This window comes from Pantoea sp. LS15 (assembly GCF_012241585.1).
Taxonomy (GTDB): Bacteria; Pseudomonadota; Gammaproteobacteria; order Enterobacterales; family Enterobacteriaceae; genus Enterobacter.
Map to the genome: position 1 here is coordinate 272,302 of NZ_JAAVXA010000004.1, position 18,763 is coordinate 291,064.

Below are 18,763 nucleotides of genomic sequence, written 5' to 3' on the forward strand. Positions count from 1 at the left end.
CAACGAATGGAACTTCGAAATAAAAAGCTAACCCATGACGAATTCATGACTGAGCGGCAACAGGTCTTACAAACCTGGCATACCGGCAAGGACGTTGAGAACTTCGAAGATGGCGTGAAGTACCAGCAAACCATTCCTGAGCAAAAACGCTTTTCTCACGCTTTACTGAAGGCGGACCAGGAAGGTAAAACCCTGAGCCAGCCGCGCGCTGGCGTAGCGCTCATGGATGAACATATCGCCCTGCTCAAAACGCTGCAGGAAGATTGCGATTTGCTGCCCAGCACCATTGATGCCTACACCCGTCTGAATCGCTATGAAGAGGCAGCGATAGGGATCCAAAAATCCATCGAAGCGGGCACCTCCAAACTTAACGGCTTACCGGTCGTCAACCACGGCGTCGCCGCCTGCCGTCGCATGACTGAAGCGCTGGAGAAACCGATTCAGGTACGTCACGGCACGCCGGATGCGCGCCTGCTGGCGGAGATCGCAATGGCCAGCGGCTTTACCAGCTACGAAGGCGGCGGTATCTCCTACAACATCCCGTACGCTAAGCGCGTCACTCTGGAAAAATCCATCCGCGACTGGCAGTACTGCGACCGACTGATGGGCCTGTACGAAGAGAACGGCATCCGTATCAACCGTGAACCGTTTGGCCCGCTGACCGGTACCCTGATCCCGCCATTTGTGTCCCACTCTGTGGCAATTATCGAAGGTCTGCTGGCGCTGGAACAGGGCGTGAAGTCAATCACCGTCGGCTACGGCCAGGTCGGTAGCCTGACGCAGGATATCGCCGCCATTCAGGCTCTGCGCGAACTCTCCCACGAATATTTCCATAACCACGGCTTTGACGATTACGAGCTGAGTACCGTCTTCCACCAGTGGATGGGCGGCTTCCCGGAAGATGAGTCGAAAGCATTTGCCATTATCTCCTGGGGTGCAGCGGTTGCCGGTATGTCCGGAGCGACCAAAGTGATCACCAAGAGCCCGCACGAAGCGTTCGGTATTCCGACCGCCGCCGCAAACGCCCAGGGTCTGAAGGCCTCACGTCAGATGCTCAATATGGTCAGCGATCAGAAATTCCCACCGTGCGCCGCCGTCGAGCAGGAAGTCGAGCTCATTAAGAGCGAAGTCCGCGCCGTGCTGAAAAAAGTCTTCGAGCTGGGCAACGGTGATGTTGCGCGCGGAACAGTGCTGGCGTTTGAAGCTGGCGTGCTGGACGTACCCTTTGCTCCCGCCTCCTGCAACGCGGGCAAAATCCTGCCGGTGCGTGATAACGCCGGGGCGATTCGCGTCCTGGAAGCCGGCGCGGTTCCGCTGCCGAAAGATATTCTCGCCCTGCATCACGATTACGTCGCCGAGCGCGCGCGTTTTGAAGGACGTAAGCCCTCATTCCAGATGGTTGTTGATGACATCAACGCGGTATCCCACAGTAAATTAATAGGAAGACCATAATGAAAATTAAACAGGCCCTTTTCACCGCAGGCTACTCCTCATTCTATTTCGACGATCAGCAGGCCATCAAAAACGGTGCCGGGCATGACGGATTTATCTATACCGGCAATCCGGTAACGCCTGGATTTACGTCTGTTCGTCAGGCGGGTGAATGCGTATCCGTACAGCTGATTCTGGAAAACGGCGCAGTGGCGGTGGGCGATTGTGCAGCGGTGCAATATTCAGGTGCAGGCGGCCGTGACCCGCTGTTCCTGGCTGAACACTTCATTCCGTTCCTTAATGATCACATCAAACCGCTGCTGGAAGGCCGTGACGTTGACCGATTCCTGACGAATGCCCGTTTCTTTGACGAACTGCGTATAGATGGCCATCTGCTGCATACCGCCGTACGGTATGGCTTGTCGCAGGCATTGCTCGACGCGGCAGCCCTGGCGACCGGTCGTCTGAAAACGGAAGTCGTTTGTGACGAGTGGCAACTGCCGTGCGTCCCGGAAGCCATCCCATTATTTGGTCAGAGCGGTGACGACCGCTATATCGCCGTCGACAAGATGATCCTCAAAGGTGTTGATGTACTGCCGCATGCGCTTATTAACAACGTGGAAGAGAAGCTGGGCCTGAAAGGGGAAAAACTGCGTGAGTATGTACGCTGGTTATCCGACCGCATCTTAAGCCTGCGCACCAGCCCGCGCTATCGCCCGACGCTGCACATCGACGTGTACGGCACCATCGGCCTGATTTTCGATATGGACCCGGTTCGTTGCGCCGCGTATATCGCCAGCCTCGAAAAAGAGGCCCAGGGCCTGCCGCTGTACATTGAGGGGCCGGTGGATGCGGGTAATAAGCCGGACCAAATCCGCCTGCTGACCGCCATCACCCACGAACTGATGCGCCTGGGTTCCGGCGTGAAAATCGTTGCGGATGAGTGGTGTAACACCTATCAGGACATTGTGGATTTCACCGATGCTGGCAGCTGCCATATGGTGCAGATAAAAACCCCGGACCTGGGCGGTATTCACAACATCGTTGATGCGGTGCTGTATTGCAACAAGCACGGCATGGAAGCCTATCAGGGCGGTACCTGTAACGAAACGGAAATCAGCGCCCGCACCTGCGTGCACGTGGCCCTCGCCGCTCGCCCGATGCGCATGCTGATCAAACCGGGCATGGGCTTCGATGAAGGTCTTAACATCGTGTTTAACGAAATGAACCGCACCATCGCACTGTTGCAAACTAAGGATTAAAAGATGGCACGTACATTTAAGATCTTATCGCCAACGGCAATCCTGGGCTATGGCTTCCCGGAAGAGAGTTTTCGTAAAGCTATGGAAGAGTCGCCGGATCTTATTGCTGTTGACGCGGGCTCTTCCGACCCTGGCCCCCACTATCTGGGGGCAGGTAAGCCTTTCACCGACCGGGCGGGGGTAAAACGCGATCTACGCTATATGATCGTGGCTGGCGTTAAGCACAATATTCCGGTGGTGATCGGTACCGCCGGTGGCTCCGGCGCCGCGCCACATCTGGAGTGGTGCCGGCAGATAATCCTCGAGATTGCTCAGGAAGAGAAGCTTTCATTCTCTATGGCGCTGATCCCGTCGGATGTCGATAAAGCCACTGTGCATCAGGCGCTGGATAACGGGAAAATCACTGCCCTGGATTTCGTCCCGGAGTTGACCCACGAGGCCATCGAGGAGAGTACCTACATTGTCGCACAGATGGGTATCGAGCCTTTCCAGCGGGCTCTTGCGGCCGGGGCGCAGGTGGTGCTGGGCGGACGGGCATACGATCCGGCCTGCTTTGCCGCACTGCCTATCATGCAGGGCTTCGATGAAGGTCTGGCGCTGCATTGCGGTAAGATCCTTGAGTGCGCAGCAATTGCTGCTACGCCGGGATCTGGCTCCGACTGCGCGATGGGCATCATTGACGATAACGGCTTTACGCTGAAAACGTTTAATCCGAAGCGTAAATTCACCGAAACATCGGCTGCAGCGCATACCCTGTATGAGAAATCCGACCCGTACTTCCTGCCGGGACCGGGCGGCGTCCTGAACCTGAAAGGGTGCAGCTTCAAAGCGGTCAACGAGGGCGAAGTGTACGTCAGCGGTTCCCGTCACGAAGAAACGCCGTATGCGCTGAAGCTGGAAGGTGCCCGCCGGGTCGGCTTCCGCTGTCTGACCATTGCTGGTACGCGCGACCCGATCATGATTGCCGGGATCGATAACATCCTCGAAGAGGTGCAGGTCAGCGTGAAGCGCAACCTCTCGCTGAATGACGACAGCATCCGCATGACGTTCCACCTGTACGGAAAGAATGGCGTGATGGGCAACCATGAGCCGATGCAGTCTGCCGGGCACGAGCTGGGAATTTTGCTGGACGTGGTGGCCCCCACCCAGGATATCGCCAACAGCGTCTGTTCGCTGGTGCGCTCTACCCTGCTGCACTACGGCTATGAAAACCGGATCGCTACTGCGGGCAACCTCGCGTTCCCGTTCTCCCCTTCCGATATTCAGAGCGGCCCGGTGTATGAGTTCTCAATCTATCACCTGATTGAAGCGAGTGACGCGCTACGGTTTGATTTCCACATCGAGCAGGTCACGCCAGAAGGAGTTCAGTTATGAAACACAGTATTTGCTCACTGGCGCAGGTCATTCGTTCTAAAAATGCGGGGCCGTATGAGCTGGTTCTGGATATTTTATTTAAAACGCATGAAGACTATCAACGGGTAAAAGCCTCGGAGCAATTAACGCCACAGCTTATTGCCCGTTTATATAACGTTAAGCCTGACTTTATACATCGCATTATCTGGTTCGACCCGGCCAATGCGGTCAAAATTGTCATGCCTCGCGATATTATCTCCGGCAACGTCGGTGACAATGATGTTTATGGTGCCCAGCAGCATGCGCCGTTATTAAGTATTGAGTTTGAGCTGTAACACTACAAATACAACAACGTCCATTGGGATATAGATATTTGCTGTATCACTGTATTCCAGATAATTCATGCGGTTGGTCACAACAAACGTGCGTCTGAGCGGTTCGTCATGGCTCAGACGCACGCGACCCTACACATTAACCAACCTTTATCCGATGGAGTAAACATGAAAAAAATAAGCTTAACGAAAATGATCATATTAGGTTTGATACTCGGCATGATAGCCGGGGTGGTCATTAATAATATGGCATCAGCAGATACAGCAAAATCGTATTCACAAGATATTTCTATTTTCACCACCATATTCTTACGCATGGTGAAAATGATTATCGCCCCACTGGTCATTTCAACCCTGGTGGTTGGCATCGCCAAAATGGGTGATGCTAAAACTCTCGGCCGTATATTCTCCAAAACCTTTTTCCTTTTTATTTGTGCCTCGCTGCTGTCGATCGCGCTGGGGCTGGTTATCGTCAACATCTTCCAGCCTGGCGCAGGTATTAACTTTGTCGCCCATGACGCCGGGGCCGTTGCGGCTGTTCAGTCCGAGCCGTTCACGCTGAAAGTGTTTATCTCTCACGCGGTACCGACCAGCATCGTTGATGCTATGGCCCGCAATGAGATTCTGCAAATCGTGGTGTTCTCGATTTTCCTCGGCTGCAGCCTGGCGGCCATTGGCGAGAAAGCCGAGCCCATCATTAAGGTGCTCGACTCTCTGGTGCATGTGATGCTGAAGCTGACGGGCTACGTCATGCTGTTTGCACCGTTGACCGTGTTTGCCGCGATCTCCGGACTGATTGCCGAACGCGGTCTGGGTGTGATGGTCAGCGCAGGTATTTTCATGGGCGAGTTCTACATGACGCTCGGCCTGCTGTGGGCGATTCTGATTGGCCTGTCCACGATGATTGTCGGTCCGTGCATCAGTCGTCTGACAAAAGCGATCTTCGAACCTGCACTGCTGGCCTTTACGACCTCAAGCTCAGAAGCGGCTTTCCCGGGCACGCTGAACAAACTGGAAAAATTCGGCGTCTCCTCCAGGATTGCCAGCTTTGTCCTGCCCATCGGCTACTCCTTTAACCTGGTCGGCTCAATGGCCTACTGCTCGTTTGCTACCGTGTTTATCGCCCAGGCGTGCAACATCGAACTGAGCATTGGCGAGCAGATCACCATGCTGCTGATCCTGATGCTGACCTCGAAAGGGATGGCGGGCGTGCCACGTGCATCAATGGTGGTTATTGCCGCCACGCTCAACCAGTTCAACATTCCGGAAGCGGGTCTGATTTTGCTGATGGGCGTCGATCCGTTCCTCGACATGGGCCGTTCCGCCACCAACGTGATGAGTAACGCGATGGGTGCCGCTATCGTCGGGCGCTGGGAAGGCGAACACTTCGGCATCGGTTGCCGCGGCAAGGTTCCGGCCAAAGAAAGTACCACTTCAGACACAGAAATCGCCATGTATTGATTACAAAGGCCAACCGTCGTTGGCCTTTTGTCTTCCGATTTACAGGATAGCCCCATGAAGATAAATATTTTCGGCGTCAGCCTCTTATCCGTGAGCCTGTTGTTCAGCGCCGCGACTCTGGCGCAACCCACGCCGGACTACGCGCAGCTGCTTGAGCAGGCTCACCAAAAATTTAAAGGTAATCATGAGGGGAAAGTCGCCGACTACATCCCCGCCCTGGCGACCTATAGCCCCAACAATTTCGCCATCACCCTCGCTACGGTCGACGGCAACATTTACCAGGTCGGTGATGTGAAAAAAGCGTTCCCAATGGAGTCGCTGAGTAAAGTTTTCACCCTGGCGCTGGCGATGGAGCAACGTGGTCCGCAGGAGGTGCTGGATAAACTCGGCGCCAGTGCGACCGGTCTGCCCTTCAACTCCGGCTTAGCGATTGAGCTGACCAAAGGTGCGCCGGAAAACCCGCTGGTAAATGCGGGAGCGATGAGCACGGTAAGCCTGATTGAGGCGAAAGATAAGACCGACCGCTGGAACAAAATTCTCAATAACCTGAATGCGTGGGCCGATGCCTCGCTGACCGTCAACGAACCGGTGTTCAAATCAGAAATGGAGACCAATCAGCATAACCAGGCGCTGGCGATGCTGATGGCGTCCTACAACAGCTTTTATGGCGATACCCGGGAAGCTGTAGAAATCTATACCCGCCAGTGTTCCGTAGATATCACCGTTGAGCAGCTCGCCAAAATGGGCGCGGTGCTGGCGAACAAAGGCAAATCGCCTTTCAACGGTAAGCAATTGCTGAATGAACGCTACGTACCGCAGGTTCTGGCGGAAATGGCAATTGCCGGGCTGTACGACGGCAGCGGCAAATGGCTGTACACCGTTGGGATCCCGGCGAAGAGCGGCGTCGGCGGCGGCATGGTTGCCATCGTGCCCGGGCAATACGCCATCGCGGTCTATTCGCCACCGCTGGATGCCGCCGGGAATAGCGTCCGCGCCCAGCAGACGATTGCGTATGTCGCTGAGGCGACGCAGGCCAGTCTCTTTTTAGCCCATTGATCCCAACCGGCTGTGATTTTGTAAGCCGGGCACGGTAGCTGTGCCAGTGCCCGGCAAAAACGACCACAAAGTGAGAAGTAACATGTCTAAACCATTTGTCTGGCAGGAACTGTTTGTTCAGAGTAAAGATACGACGGAATATGAACTCCTCAGCACGCAACACGTTACGGTGACGGAGTTAGAGGGCGAGGAGGTCATTAAGGTGGCGCCTGAGGCATTGACCCTGTTGGCCCAGCAGGCCTTTTATGAAGCCTCATTCTTCCTGCGCGCCGGACATTTAACGCAGATAGCCAGCATTCTGCACGACCCGCAGGCCAGCAGTAACGATAAATATGTCGCCCTTCAACTGCTACGCAATGCCGAGGTTTCGGCAAAAGGTGTCCTGCCAAACTGCCAGGATACCGGCACGGCCACCATTGTGGCGAGCAAAGGCCAGCACGTCTGGACCGGCGGTGATGACGCCGAAGCGCTGAGCAAAGGGGTTTATGCCACCTTTAGCGAGTGTAACCTGCGCTATTCGCAAAACGCACCGCTGGACATGTATACCGAGGTCAACACCCAAACTAACCTGCCGGCACAGATAGACATCAGCGCCACGCCGGGGAGCGAATATCGCTTCCTGTTTGTCAATAAAGGCGGTGGTTCGGCTAACAAAGCCGCGCTGTTTCAGGAAACGAAATCCATTCTGCAGCCGGAGAAACTCACCGCATTCCTGATCGAGAAAATGAAGTCGCTCGGTACCGCGGCCTGTCCACCGTATCACATTGCCTTTGTTGTCGGCGGCCTCTCTGCCGACCAGGCGCTGAAGGTGGCTAAGCTGGCCTCAACAAAATATTATGACAACCTGCCCACCAGCGGGAACGAACTGGGTCAGGCGTTCCGTGACACGGAGCTTGAAACCACGCTGCTTAACGCCAGCCGCGAATTCGGCATCGGTGCCCAGTTTGGTGGCAAGTACTTCGCGCATGATATCCGCGTCATTCGTCTGCCGCGCCACGGCGGTTCCTGTCCTGTCGCCATGGCACTCTCCTGCTCTGCCGACCGGAATATCAAAGCCAAAATCAACAAGCACGGTATTTGGCTGGAAAAACTGGAGCATAACCCAGGGAAATACATCCCCGACGCCAGCCGTGAGGAAAACGACACCCGGACCGTTCAGATCAACCTGAACCGCCCGCTGCGCGAGATCCTGCGTGATATGTCCGCTCTGCCAATCGGCACCCGACTGTCGTTAAGCGGCCCGATTGTGGTCGCCCGCGATATCGCCCACGCCAAAATCAAAGCGCGGCTGGATAACGGCGAGCCGATGCCGGAGTACATGAAAAATCATATCGTCTATTACGCCGGGCCGGCGAAAACACCGGAGAATCAGGCCTGCGGCTCCCTCGGCCCAACCACCGGCGGGCGCATGGACGGCTACGTCGATGCGTTCCAGGCCGCGGGCGGAAGCCTGATCATGCTATCCAAAGGTAACCGCAGCCAGCAGGTCACCGATGCCTGCCATAAACACGGTGGCTTCAACCTCGGCAGTATCGGCGGTGCGGCGGCTCTGCTGGCACAGCAGTTCGTGAAAAGCCTGCGCTGTCTTGAGTATCCCGAACTGGGCATGGAGGCGGTGTGGATGATGGAGGTCGAAAATCTGCCCGCCTTTGTGCTGGTTGACGACAAAGGGAATAATTTCTTCAGCCAGTTTGAGCAGCAGCATCGCTGCGCATCCTGCCCTGCCGGACATTAAGGAGCCATTATGGAAGCGCGAGCCAACGCAGACAGACACCGCCAACGACAGCAAAAGCGCAAAGAGCAGGTTGATACCCGCGTCGCGGCAGCGACAGAGAAGAGAGGAATTCTGATCGTCTTCACTGGCAACGGAAAAGGAAAGTCCACTGCTGCCTTCGGTACGGCAACGCGTGCCGTCGGGCACGGTAAAACCGTTGGCGTCGCGCAGTTTATTAAAGGACAGTGGGATAATGGCGAATATAACACCCTGCATCCGCTCGGCGTCGAGTTTCACATTATGGGCACTGGCTTTACATGGGAAACACAAAACCGGGAGACGGATATTCAGGCCGCAACGGCAGTGTGGCAGGAGAGTAAACGCATGCTGGCTGACCCGAGTTACGACCTGGTAGTTCTGGATGAACTCACCTATATGCTGGCTTATCACTATCTGGATACTCAGGAAGTGATCGCGGCGGTTGAGAACCGGCCGGTGCAGCAGACCGTGATCGTCACCGGACGCGGTTGCCACTCGCAATTACTGGCGCTTGCCGACACCGTTAGCGAAATGCGTCCGGTAAAACACGCATTTGACAGCGGTATTCAGGCACAGGAGGGCATTGACTGGTAAGCGTGCCGGTACCGGATGGCGTGCTGCGCTGCCGCCATCCGGTATTTTTACTCCATCGGAGACACTACTGATTTTTGTAATAGCCACTCGCGGAAGGTCTGTAACGGCAGAGACTGAGCCTTTTCTTCCCGCCACGTCATGATGAAGCGGTTGCCAGTGCGGATAGGAACATCACAGGGGATAACCATCTCGCCGCAATCCAGGTCATGCTGGATGGCGAAGCGGGGAAGCAGCGCGACCCCAAGGTTCGATCTTACTGCGGCAATCAGCATCGAGAGGAGGTCAAAACGCGGGCCAAGATTCACATCCGGACTGGTAATACCGGAAAGCGCAAACCACTCCTGCCAGCCATTGATGCGAGTGCTTTGGTGTAACAGTGGAAATTCCCTTAGCAGTTCCTCAACCCCCAGTTTCTGCTCCGCGCTGGGGAGCAAGCTTCGGCTGCAGACCGGCAGGATCTCCTCTTCAAATAAATAATCGACCTCCGACCACGGAGGACAAAAATCTGCGCGCATAATAGCCGCGTCGTATTCACGATTTAAAAAATCGCCGATATTAGCCAGAGAGTGAATGTTAACAATAATATCAGGATTTAATTTATTAAACTCCCATAAATTGGGGATCAGCCAGTGCGTACTGAAGGTAGGATTTACCGCCAACTCCACCACCTGAACGGCAGGCTGCCAGCTCATTATCATATTTGTATCGCGTTCCAGCTTATTAAGCGTCTCTTTCACGATATTCAGATAATGCTTTCCAGCTGCATTTAGAAAAATCCGTTTTTTAGCATGGTTAAATAATGAGGTGTGTAAAAACTCCTCCAGGGCCGTCACCTGTCTGAACACTGCACTCTGCGTTAACGCCAGCTCTTCTGCGGCGCGGGTATAGCTTTCGTGACGCGCCACAACTTCGAACGTCACCAGCAACTCGCTCTTGGGGATTTTTCCTCTCATCATGTCTTCCATTCATGGTGGGTAATAGTAATTTTTTGAAGCGAATAAACCCTGCTTCAGAACGATGCCGTCATTATATTTTAGTTATGCGCTGTCGGCAGTGATCCACACCATGATTTAATCAGTTTTGCGCGCCAGGCCAAACTATTTGCAGAAAACTGAATGAAACATGAAAAATTATTAAGAACCTGTTCACTTTTGTGTCTCACGTAATGGAGACAGCGTCTTATTATACGAAAAACCGTATGGGCATTAAAAAAAGGAATAGTCAGGACTGGACGTTAAAAAATATAAAACAAAACATTGTGCTAAAAATTGAGCAGAGTTTTGTGTCCTGTTGACAACACGCTGCGCGCCCTACAGCTGATACACAGTGGTATGCAAGAACGCCGTTGAAGCGCCACACCAGCACGGCTGAATCGTATGTTGAAACCGGCCAAAACAAAAAACCCAGGCCATATAACGACCTGGGTTTCTAATTTGGCGGAAGCGTTGACCACTTTTCTCACATCTAATTTTCAGCTCATGCGTTCCCAAAATTAAGAAGCAACATTAAACTTCGATAAATATGGTAAAAGACTCAGAGCATATTATCCTTATCAACGCACATGGAAATTGGTGATGACAAACTTCCCAAAACGTAGCTGTTTTTAAAACGATGTATAAACATATGAATTTCTGGACGTTGAAAATTAAAAACGTTTACTTTAAATACATCATCACTGATTGTATCAGACTGGTTTATAACAACATTAATGTTGAAAATATTAAGCTTACCGTTTTCCATCCATCGATAATCGAAATGGACTTCTCTCGATACCTGGAGCTTTGATTCAGAATCATCATTCTCACCGGTAAACGTGATGACCCCCTCATCATCCTGATTAAGAATAAAATGCGTCAATAGCGTTAAATTTCCAACAGGTGGGGCCTTAGGGAATGTAGTGAGAGAATAGCATTCAAAGCGTTTGTCATTCTCATTATTTTGATATAACCAATAGGTAACACTACATAGTACTATGCAAAACACAGTGAACATGACAGCCATTAATTTATATGATTTATTTTTCATAAATATAAATATCCTTGCAACCGGCCAATCCATGTAGCGGATCATTTTTTCTCGCCGTGCATCGACTTAGCATAACACGTCCCATTTGATTATAAACAAACATATCATCAGGTTGAAAGATATAAATTGCATTAGGGATGCAGGGCAATTTATGCTCGAGTATCATTCCACGTGCAATATTCATTTTAGCCTGAGTCATTTCCTCCGAACTTTCGTAAAGCGAAAAGACCGGACATGAATCTACTTTTCCGATAGAATGCAGTTGTACGGTAGGTATCACTCTTGAAGTCGATGGCCAGTACTGAAATACAAATATTATCGTAAAAATAAATATTAGTCCTAAAAACGCATTAAGGAAATAATATTTTTTATCAAAAACAGGGCTGTTTTGTTTTGGTATCTCGTTCGAACCACTGTCATCAAGAAATCTTGTTTCCTCGGTTATTTCAACATCATCTGGAGAGGTTGTTGTATCCAAAGGTTCAGGTTCAGGCTTCACATAGGTAAAATTTTGCTCACTAAGCGTTGATACGTCTTCTTCATCATAATCGACATTGACCTTAATCAGAAAACCCTGCTTCGGCACAGTAATAATGATTTCATGCTCCAGACCCACATTCCGAAACGCTTTTCTCAAAACAGAAAGATATTGATTCAGAGAGTTGTTAGAAGCCTCTTGTCCGTAGGCATCCCACACTGTCTCAAAAAACTCGTCACGACTAAGTACAACACCCTGGTTTTTAAGTAAAAAAGATAAAATCCTGATCGCTGTAGTGGACAAAACTACCGATGTGCCAGATTTTTTATTTTCCAACAACCCGTTCTTATCATCAAATGCAACAATATTATCTATCAAATATTTCATTAACTTTCATCTTCAAAAAATAGAAACGGAACTATTGAATACAATATGAATCCAGATTAAACACATGGTAAATATAGCAGATTGATTTGGAAAATCTAGTTGATAGCAGATTACATCTTTTGAAAAAATGAATGATTCACCCAGAAATACCAGAAAATTTGAAGGATTCCATATTAATAACCCAATTATAAAAAGCGATTGAGTTATCGATATTTACTTTACCCATAATTTTCCTTTTGTGTTTACTGATAATTTTATTACCAATACCCATCTCTGTCGCCATCTCCTCTGTCGTGTGCTTACCTTCTCTGATTATTTTAATCAGCATCTTTTCTTCTGGCGTGAGTTCACTAAGAACATGACAAAGCTGACAAGCAGTTCGATGATGGCTGCTATTGATCACTCGGCTAATTGTTTCAAATATACATGATACAGGTTGTCGCAGGTTGATTATCCGCCTTAAAGCAGAACATGACGTTGCCAGGTCGTCCACCACATCGATAACTTTCATGTTAAGACGTTCGTATTGACAAAAGCACGTAGCACCATGCGTGAGCTTGTTCACGAAAATGATAACTTCCTGTGATGAGCTCATAGACATCAATTCATTCAGGTTGTTCATGACAACCAATCTCTTGGCCGTCATAAACTCGAGGTAACCTGAAAGCTCCGTCTTAGCATAGGGATCGATTTTATCGAAATAGATATAAATCAGATTCATGTAGCTCTACTCAATTAAGAAAATTTGTAAAAAAAACATCTTCCGGAATCGGCCTGGAATATAAAAAACCCTGGTGGTAATTCACGCCAATTTCTTCCATCTTTCGCTTCTGAATTTCAGTTTCAATGCCTTCAGCTATTATGGTCATATTAAGTTGGCGAGAAAAAGCATAGAGTGCTTTTAAGACATCAGCATACTCCATTCTGTTTTTTGTATTCTTCATTAAAGTCTTGTCCAGCTTGACAATTGAAATAGGCGCATAATGGAAATAAATCACCCGAGAAAGCCCACTGCCAAAGTCATCCAGCGCAAATCGTACCCCTTTCTTTGCCAGAAGCTTTATAACTTTCACTGTTGTTTTATCAAATTGCAGAACAGAACATTCGAGTAATTCGATAACTAAACCAACACGCCCATTGAAAGCATTAATAAAACGCTGACAATCTTCAACAAAGCCGTTATGGTGAAAATGTGCAGCGCTAATATTAAATGAAAAGTAAAATCGGTCAGGGAACAAATCCACTTTACTTTCAAAAAAATCAACAATTTCATGCATAATGACTCTTGTGGCAGATACCAACTTACCCTCTTCTTCTATCTTGTCAATAAAATCAATCGGTGGAATGACGGTGCCATCTTCGCATTTTATCCTCATCAGAACTTCTGCACCTGCCAGTTGATTATTAGACGAATCAATAACAGGCTGAATATAGGGAACGATATGCCCCCCCATAAAAGTAAAGACATCACTATCGGTTAAAGTCAGGTTTTTCATATTTAAACTCAAAAAAAATAGATGATATTATTTATCATTGGTAGCTAATGGTAAAAATAACACTCGAACTTGCTTTTCCAGGCGTCACAACATCTGAGTACTGATAATATCTCGCAGCGAGAGGTAATTTAATTGTTGCAGCACCATCACTCACAGTGTTGTACGTCCATGAATTTGAAAAATTCCATAGCGTCGGATTCGTCGTGTTTTTATAACCAATTTGCACACCGATTCCTGTCGCACTTGAATCACTGCCTTCGTTATTGAGTGCAATCACCCCATTTGCGCTATCAATAATACCGGTACTTGCCGTCAGAGAAACAACCAGACTATTTGCCGTTGCGCTGCCTGAAGGCGTAGTGCCGCCACTGGTGTCGCCGGTGGTTGATGATTTTTGTGGGTTACTGGTGGGGTAGTACCCCAAAAATGCCGGGCAATCCTCCAGAATAATCGACGAGTCAACCCATTCTGAAGCAGACCCTTTTCCTTTAAATGTTGTGCGCATGTCGTGTTTTCCGAGATCTACGTTCACATTTGGCGTTGTACAGGTTCCTGTCGTCACACCGACGACACCAGAGAATTTCAGCGTCCAGTAATTCAACGGCAGTCCGGTATATCCAGCAGTTTCAGGTGTATACAACACTATCGTAGGCAACGATGAACCATTAACGAAACCAGCAGAAATTGCGCCTGTTTTAATCAGCGAGATATCAACATTTCTCGAAAAATACATAGTGTTAGTCACACCATTCGAACCAAAATTAAATGTTGAGGTTCTAAATGGCATTGTTTTTGTAAAAGCATTCCCTGAATACCATACCACCGCGCCAACACCAGGCTGATTAGTTGGGTAAACCACAGCGCCGTTATAGGGCGCACCGCCAACAGATATTGGCGTCGACGGTTCATTAGACACACCAAATAGCAGAGGAATGTTATTCATTGCGCCATTACACCGAATACCAAATCCATTGGATGTGATTGTTAAACGATATATTACACTGCCTATGGGTAAATCAGCCCCGGCTAATATTGTAGCGGACAGAGGTACAGTATTCGACTGCGGGGTCAGGGCCAGGCATGGCGTATCAGCCAGCGCGTCCGTCGCAGAAACGATAATCACCAGCAGTGCTATAACAATATATCTCATTATATCTCACCATGATTTTTAATTATTGGCGCACCAGTAACTTCAAATGCCTGGCACTGTCAATTTAATCCAAGTTCATACCAATCAACGATCAGGCCAGATAACTTAATAATAACTAATCAAAAATGTTACCGCTGAATTCGCCTTGCCTGGTTGTGCTCTACTTTCGGTTTGAATATACCGTGCTACCAATGGAATATTGACACTGCCAGATGAGCCCAGCGTCATGGTATAGCGTTTCTCCTGTAAAAAAGTGACCGGAGTTAGAGAGGCACTGGTCCCATACGCCAGCTGAATACCAATTCCTGATGCACTGTCAGCCGACTCGGATAAAGCAAAGACCCCATTGCTGGATTGCAGTACAGAGGTATTAGGCGTTAACGTCACTCCCAGCGAGTTAGCTGATGCTGTACCCATATTGATGGTACCATTTTCTGACCAACTGTTTTTATCACCATCGTTAACCGTGCCATAAAATACGGGGCAATCAGTGAGTCTAATTGATGCATCCACCCATTCCGTTGTACTCCCGGCAGCCCGAAACACCGAAATATCATGCTTATTCATATTCACCGTCACATCTGGTGTCGTACACGTTCTCGAGACAATGTTGATTACGCCACTAAAGCAAGCCTTTAATATTGAAACTCGAGATCCCGAGTTTCCCAGCGTTTCATTCATACAGGGCAAATTACCGCCTGTTATCGCGCCAGCCGTAATATTCCCGATTTTTATCAGTGAAATATCCCATGTAAGGCCTCCATTTCCCCAATTACATATGGCTGCCCCAGTACATCCCCCACCAGAACTATAAGGAAAACCATTCCCGGATCGCCAGTATACAACGCCAATTCCCGGCACCCCTGTTTCATATACTTTCCCGCCATACGGAGAACCATTCCAGGAAGAAAGCGGCTTTGGCGTACTGGTATAAATAAACTGACTTTCATAAACACCATCGCTGCATGAGATACCAGCACTACTGTAAGCTGGCCGGTACGTCTGTCTGTATAGCACAGTACCATTTGGGATCTCCGCACCTGCGGTAATATTGGCCACCGAAAGGGGAATGGTGGCATTAACCTCACTCTGAATTGGGCTGCTCGAAGTAAATGCACAAGTTGCCATCGCGGGTTTCCAGAATAAACTAAGCAGCACCATAAAAATATAAAAAAAATTCTTCATTGCAGATTCTCAAAGTTATTCAAAACAGTATCAATGAAAACCCTATACGGATTCACAAAACATTATTTGTTATTGCTTACCCCGGATAGTTACAGTGGTTTAATCAACATTACATCTGTCATTATCAACATAGGCACTATCGTCAGAGTCAATAAATACAACAAATGCACACAACAGCGCGTAAATAAATACAGCGATAATATTTCGTGCAAAATTCTTAACCCACTTCATTTCTGATGTTAATCCTGACACGTCGACTCAAATCGGGATATTGCGTTTTTCCCGGTGGCCTGTGTTCCCGGCATAATGCGATAAGGAATGAGACAGCGTTGATTCTCACGTTCTCCCCAGCGAATCTGTAAAGTGTCGTGTTCTTTGGCAACCCGGGCATAAATAACCCCACCCTGACCTACTGATCCGACATTATCCCCTTTGCTGTCCAGCACATCGGCACCAAAAGGCAGAGGCTGCGATCCGTCTCGCGTGACGTGAACCAGAATCGGGTATCCCTTGCGAGTGCCGTATTTCACCAGCACAACGGAACCGGCGTGAGGCACCACTTTCTGGCTGGTATTATCGAGTTCGATGGTATCTGACAGTCCTTGTGGGTCGAGGCTGACCTCATTCATTTCATACGGATTAAGATACGGCACAGCTGCGTGACCAAAATGATCTACCCGCACACCGCTATAGCCACCCACGCGCGCGCCCGCAGCACCATCGGCTTCAATAATGGCGAATGTATCGCTGATGTATGGCGTCATCATGATGCCATTTTGATAACCAATAATGGTTCCACTCAGACCCGCTGAACTACTCTGGTAGTTTTTGCCTACCCCTGTAGAAACCGTCATATTGGCTACCGGACTACGATACTGCGCGTTCGCGCTACCACTGGTACCCGCGCCGTTGCTGTAATGGCTGGCAGTCATACCATAGCTGTACTGGTGATCTTCACCCGCAGACCCCGCCACGCCGAGCTGTTGTCCGGTATTACCGTTGCTGTCACGCGTGAACGAGGTGGTCAACTGTGGCGTATTCGCGCTTCCGATACTGCCCAGCGGCACGGAAAAGTTGAGCTGATAAGTCGTTTCCATATTCCCGCTGCCGTTACGCGTGCGTCCGGCATTAATGCCGTAGGTAACGGAGTGGAATACATTGTTATAGCCAAACTGATATTGCAGATCTGACTGGGTATCTTTACCCCAGTAATCCTGTACGTAGCCGGTCAGATAAAATTGCCCATAGCCCGCAGGCAATCCCTGGTTTATCGTCGCGGTAAATCGGTTTCTTGCGCGATAGAGATTACCCGGTGTTCTTCCGTTATTAAGTGCATCCTGGATCTGCATTGCAGAGTAATAATCCAGGTATCCTGATGTGGAATAACGGTAAGCAGCGATGGCAAAATTACTGTTGGTTTCGGGAACAAATTTGCTGTATGTCACGCGGTAACTCTGACCGCTGCGGTCTTTACTGTAATCGGGCTGATTACTGTCCAGTTTTGTCCTTGCATGCGTGGCGTCGATAGCCACTGCCCCTGCCAGAGTATTTATCGCGGTACCTAACTGGGCCGCATAGTAGTGACTGTTGAACTGTATGCCGCCATAGCCAGTAAAGGTATTGCTAAGCCCCTGCTGCCAGGATAATTGGTACAGTTCAGGATGCGACGACAGGCTCGTATCGTTAAGCTGGCCCGCAATAAAGTCATAGTGGTGTGTTCCCGGACGCAGTAACTGATTCACTGAGGCAAATGGAACTTTGAAATTTTGAACTGCGCCATCTGCTTCGGTTACCGTGACATCCAAATCGCCACCAGCGCCCGTTGGGTATAAGTCGTTAATGTTAAACGCGCCAGGGGCCACGGTATTTTCATAGATGACCTGGCCATTCTGACGCACAGTTATACGGGCATTCGTGCGCGCAATACCCCGAATCACCGGCGCATAGCCTCGCTCAGATTGTGGCAGCATGCGTTCATCATCAACCAGTTCCACGCCACGAAACGGCAGCGTGTCGAACAGTGCGCCGCTGGTATTATTTTCCCCCACCACCACACGGCCACGCAGTGCGGTTAAATCCCGCTGCACATAAGTGTTAGTACGCTGATATGACTTACCTGTCTGTTCCTGCCAGGTCAAATTACCGTTATGGCGGAACTGCCAGGGGCCGACATTGATCCCGGCATTTAATCCCAACCATGCGGAGTCGGTGGTGTTGCCGTGAGAGCGCATGGAATAATAGCTACCGTTATAGCTGAGTAGCGCAGCAGGAACGCCGTAATCCCAAAGCTCAGGGTTAACATAACCCCGCCCCTGGTTTTGCAATCTGGCCTGAGGAATCGACAAATCGAGGCGCTGAGCCCCCGAGTCATAGGTACTCGATATCCACGGTAATAGCTGATTAACAGGCAGGCATGATGAATTTTCATCACCCGCTTTCATTTGTGCGAGAACTTCAGACGGCAGTTGTTCCGTATCAAGATTGAGATGCATCAGCGTCGATGGACTCAGACATAACTGAACAGATTTATCTTCCTGCTCTTTGAACTGAATGCTTTCGGTACCAATATTCATATTGTTGACAAAAACATCCGCTTTATAGATCCCCGGCAGCGCGGTTGCCCCGTGTTCAAATCGTGAAATATCGACTTTATGCACCGAACCGGGGCTCAAAAAGATCGGATCAAATTCAACGGTATAAGCACCGGAATGATTATCGGGTTGGGCATAACTATAAAAGCTTCCGCTGGACGCCATAAATATAGCTGCCAGACGAGTCAGTCTAAAAGGCAGGGACCTGT

At 49.7% G+C, this 18,763-nt stretch carries 16 protein-coding genes; 8 read left to right on the plus strand and 8 right to left on the minus strand.

Annotated features, from left to right (window positions below):
* Positions 1-6: 6 nt before the first annotated feature.
* From HED65_RS09115 to cobO, 8 genes are all read left to right on the plus strand, one after another.
* The gene (locus tag HED65_RS09115) at positions 7-1,452 is read left to right on the plus strand and encodes a methylaspartate mutase subunit E (RefSeq protein WP_114978322.1); all 1,446 of its coding nucleotides are present in this window, start codon (positions 7-9) and stop codon (positions 1,450-1,452) included.
* A complete protein-coding gene (locus tag HED65_RS09120) occupies positions 1,452-2,693 on the plus strand; it encodes a methylaspartate ammonia-lyase (protein ID WP_024907735.1) in 1,242 nt (413 codons plus the stop codon). Before HED65_RS09115 ends, HED65_RS09120 begins: the two co-directional genes overlap by 1 nt.
* Before the next feature lie 3 nt (positions 2,694-2,696).
* On the plus strand, positions 2,697-4,067 hold the full coding sequence (locus HED65_RS09125) for an acyclic terpene utilization AtuA family protein (RefSeq protein WP_114978323.1): 1,371 nt from the start codon (positions 2,697-2,699) through the stop codon (positions 4,065-4,067).
* Complete coding sequence (locus HED65_RS09130) at positions 4,064-4,381, plus strand: DUF4387 domain-containing protein (RefSeq protein ID WP_114978324.1); 318 nt, start codon at positions 4,064-4,066, stop codon at positions 4,379-4,381. Before HED65_RS09125 ends, HED65_RS09130 begins: the two co-directional genes overlap by 4 nt.
* Before the next feature lie 165 nt (positions 4,382-4,546).
* Positions 4,547-5,839 (plus strand): dicarboxylate/amino acid:cation symporter, encoded by a 1,293-nt coding sequence (locus HED65_RS09135; protein ID WP_114978325.1) that lies wholly within the window; start codon positions 4,547-4,549, stop codon positions 5,837-5,839.
* 54 nt (positions 5,840-5,893) lie between these two features.
* Positions 5,894-6,895 carry a glutaminase A gene (gene glsA / locus HED65_RS09140; RefSeq protein ID WP_114978326.1) on the plus strand — a complete coding sequence of 334 codons (1,002 nt, stop codon included), beginning with the start codon at positions 5,894-5,896 and terminating at the stop codon, positions 6,893-6,895.
* An 82-nt stretch (positions 6,896-6,977) separates the two neighbouring features.
* Positions 6,978-8,630, plus strand: a complete 1,653-nt coding sequence (locus HED65_RS09145; RefSeq protein WP_114978327.1) for a class I fumarate hydratase — start codon at positions 6,978-6,980, stop codon at positions 8,628-8,630.
* A gap of 9 nt (positions 8,631-8,639) precedes the next feature.
* Positions 8,640-9,242, plus strand: a complete 603-nt coding sequence (gene cobO / locus HED65_RS09150; RefSeq protein ID WP_108090313.1) for a cob(I)yrinic acid a,c-diamide adenosyltransferase — start codon at positions 8,640-8,642, stop codon at positions 9,240-9,242.
* Positions 9,243-9,289: 47 nt separating this feature from the next.
* Here cobO and HED65_RS09155 read toward each other — a convergent pair whose 3' ends face one another.
* From HED65_RS09155 to HED65_RS09190, 8 genes are all read right to left on the minus strand, one after another.
* On the minus strand, positions 9,290-10,195 hold the full coding sequence (locus tag HED65_RS09155) for a LysR substrate-binding domain-containing protein (RefSeq protein WP_114978328.1): 906 nt from the start codon (positions 10,193-10,195) through the stop codon (positions 9,290-9,292).
* A gap of 580 nt (positions 10,196-10,775) precedes the next feature.
* The gene (locus tag HED65_RS09160; protein WP_114978329.1) at positions 10,776-11,267 is read right to left on the minus strand and encodes a FidL-like protein; all 492 of its coding nucleotides are present in this window, start codon (positions 11,265-11,267) and stop codon (positions 10,776-10,778) included.
* Positions 11,257-12,132, minus strand: coding sequence for a winged helix-turn-helix domain-containing protein (locus HED65_RS09165; protein WP_114978330.1), 876 nt, complete (start codon positions 12,130-12,132; stop codon positions 11,257-11,259). Before HED65_RS09165 ends, HED65_RS09160 begins: the two co-directional genes overlap by 11 nt.
* A 136-nt stretch (positions 12,133-12,268) precedes the next feature.
* Positions 12,269-12,853, minus strand: a complete 585-nt coding sequence (locus tag HED65_RS09170; RefSeq protein ID WP_114978331.1) for a helix-turn-helix transcriptional regulator — start codon at positions 12,851-12,853, stop codon at positions 12,269-12,271.
* 10 nt (positions 12,854-12,863) lie between these two features.
* Complete coding sequence (locus HED65_RS09175; protein ID WP_114978332.1) at positions 12,864-13,628, minus strand: EAL domain-containing protein; 765 nt, start codon at positions 13,626-13,628, stop codon at positions 12,864-12,866.
* Between the two features lie 34 nt (positions 13,629-13,662).
* Positions 13,663-14,778, minus strand: coding sequence for a fimbrial protein (locus HED65_RS09180; protein ID WP_147279789.1), 1,116 nt, complete (start codon positions 14,776-14,778; stop codon positions 13,663-13,665).
* Positions 14,779-14,883: 105 nt separating this feature from the next.
* The gene (locus HED65_RS09185; RefSeq protein ID WP_114978334.1) at positions 14,884-15,963 is read right to left on the minus strand and encodes a fimbrial protein; all 1,080 of its coding nucleotides are present in this window, start codon (positions 15,961-15,963) and stop codon (positions 14,884-14,886) included.
* Between the two features lie 239 nt (positions 15,964-16,202).
* Positions 16,203-18,719 carry a fimbria/pilus outer membrane usher protein gene (locus HED65_RS09190; RefSeq protein ID WP_223256815.1) on the minus strand — a complete coding sequence of 839 codons (2,517 nt, stop codon included), beginning with the start codon at positions 18,717-18,719 and terminating at the stop codon, positions 16,203-16,205.
* Between the last annotated feature and the right edge of the window lie 44 nt (positions 18,720-18,763).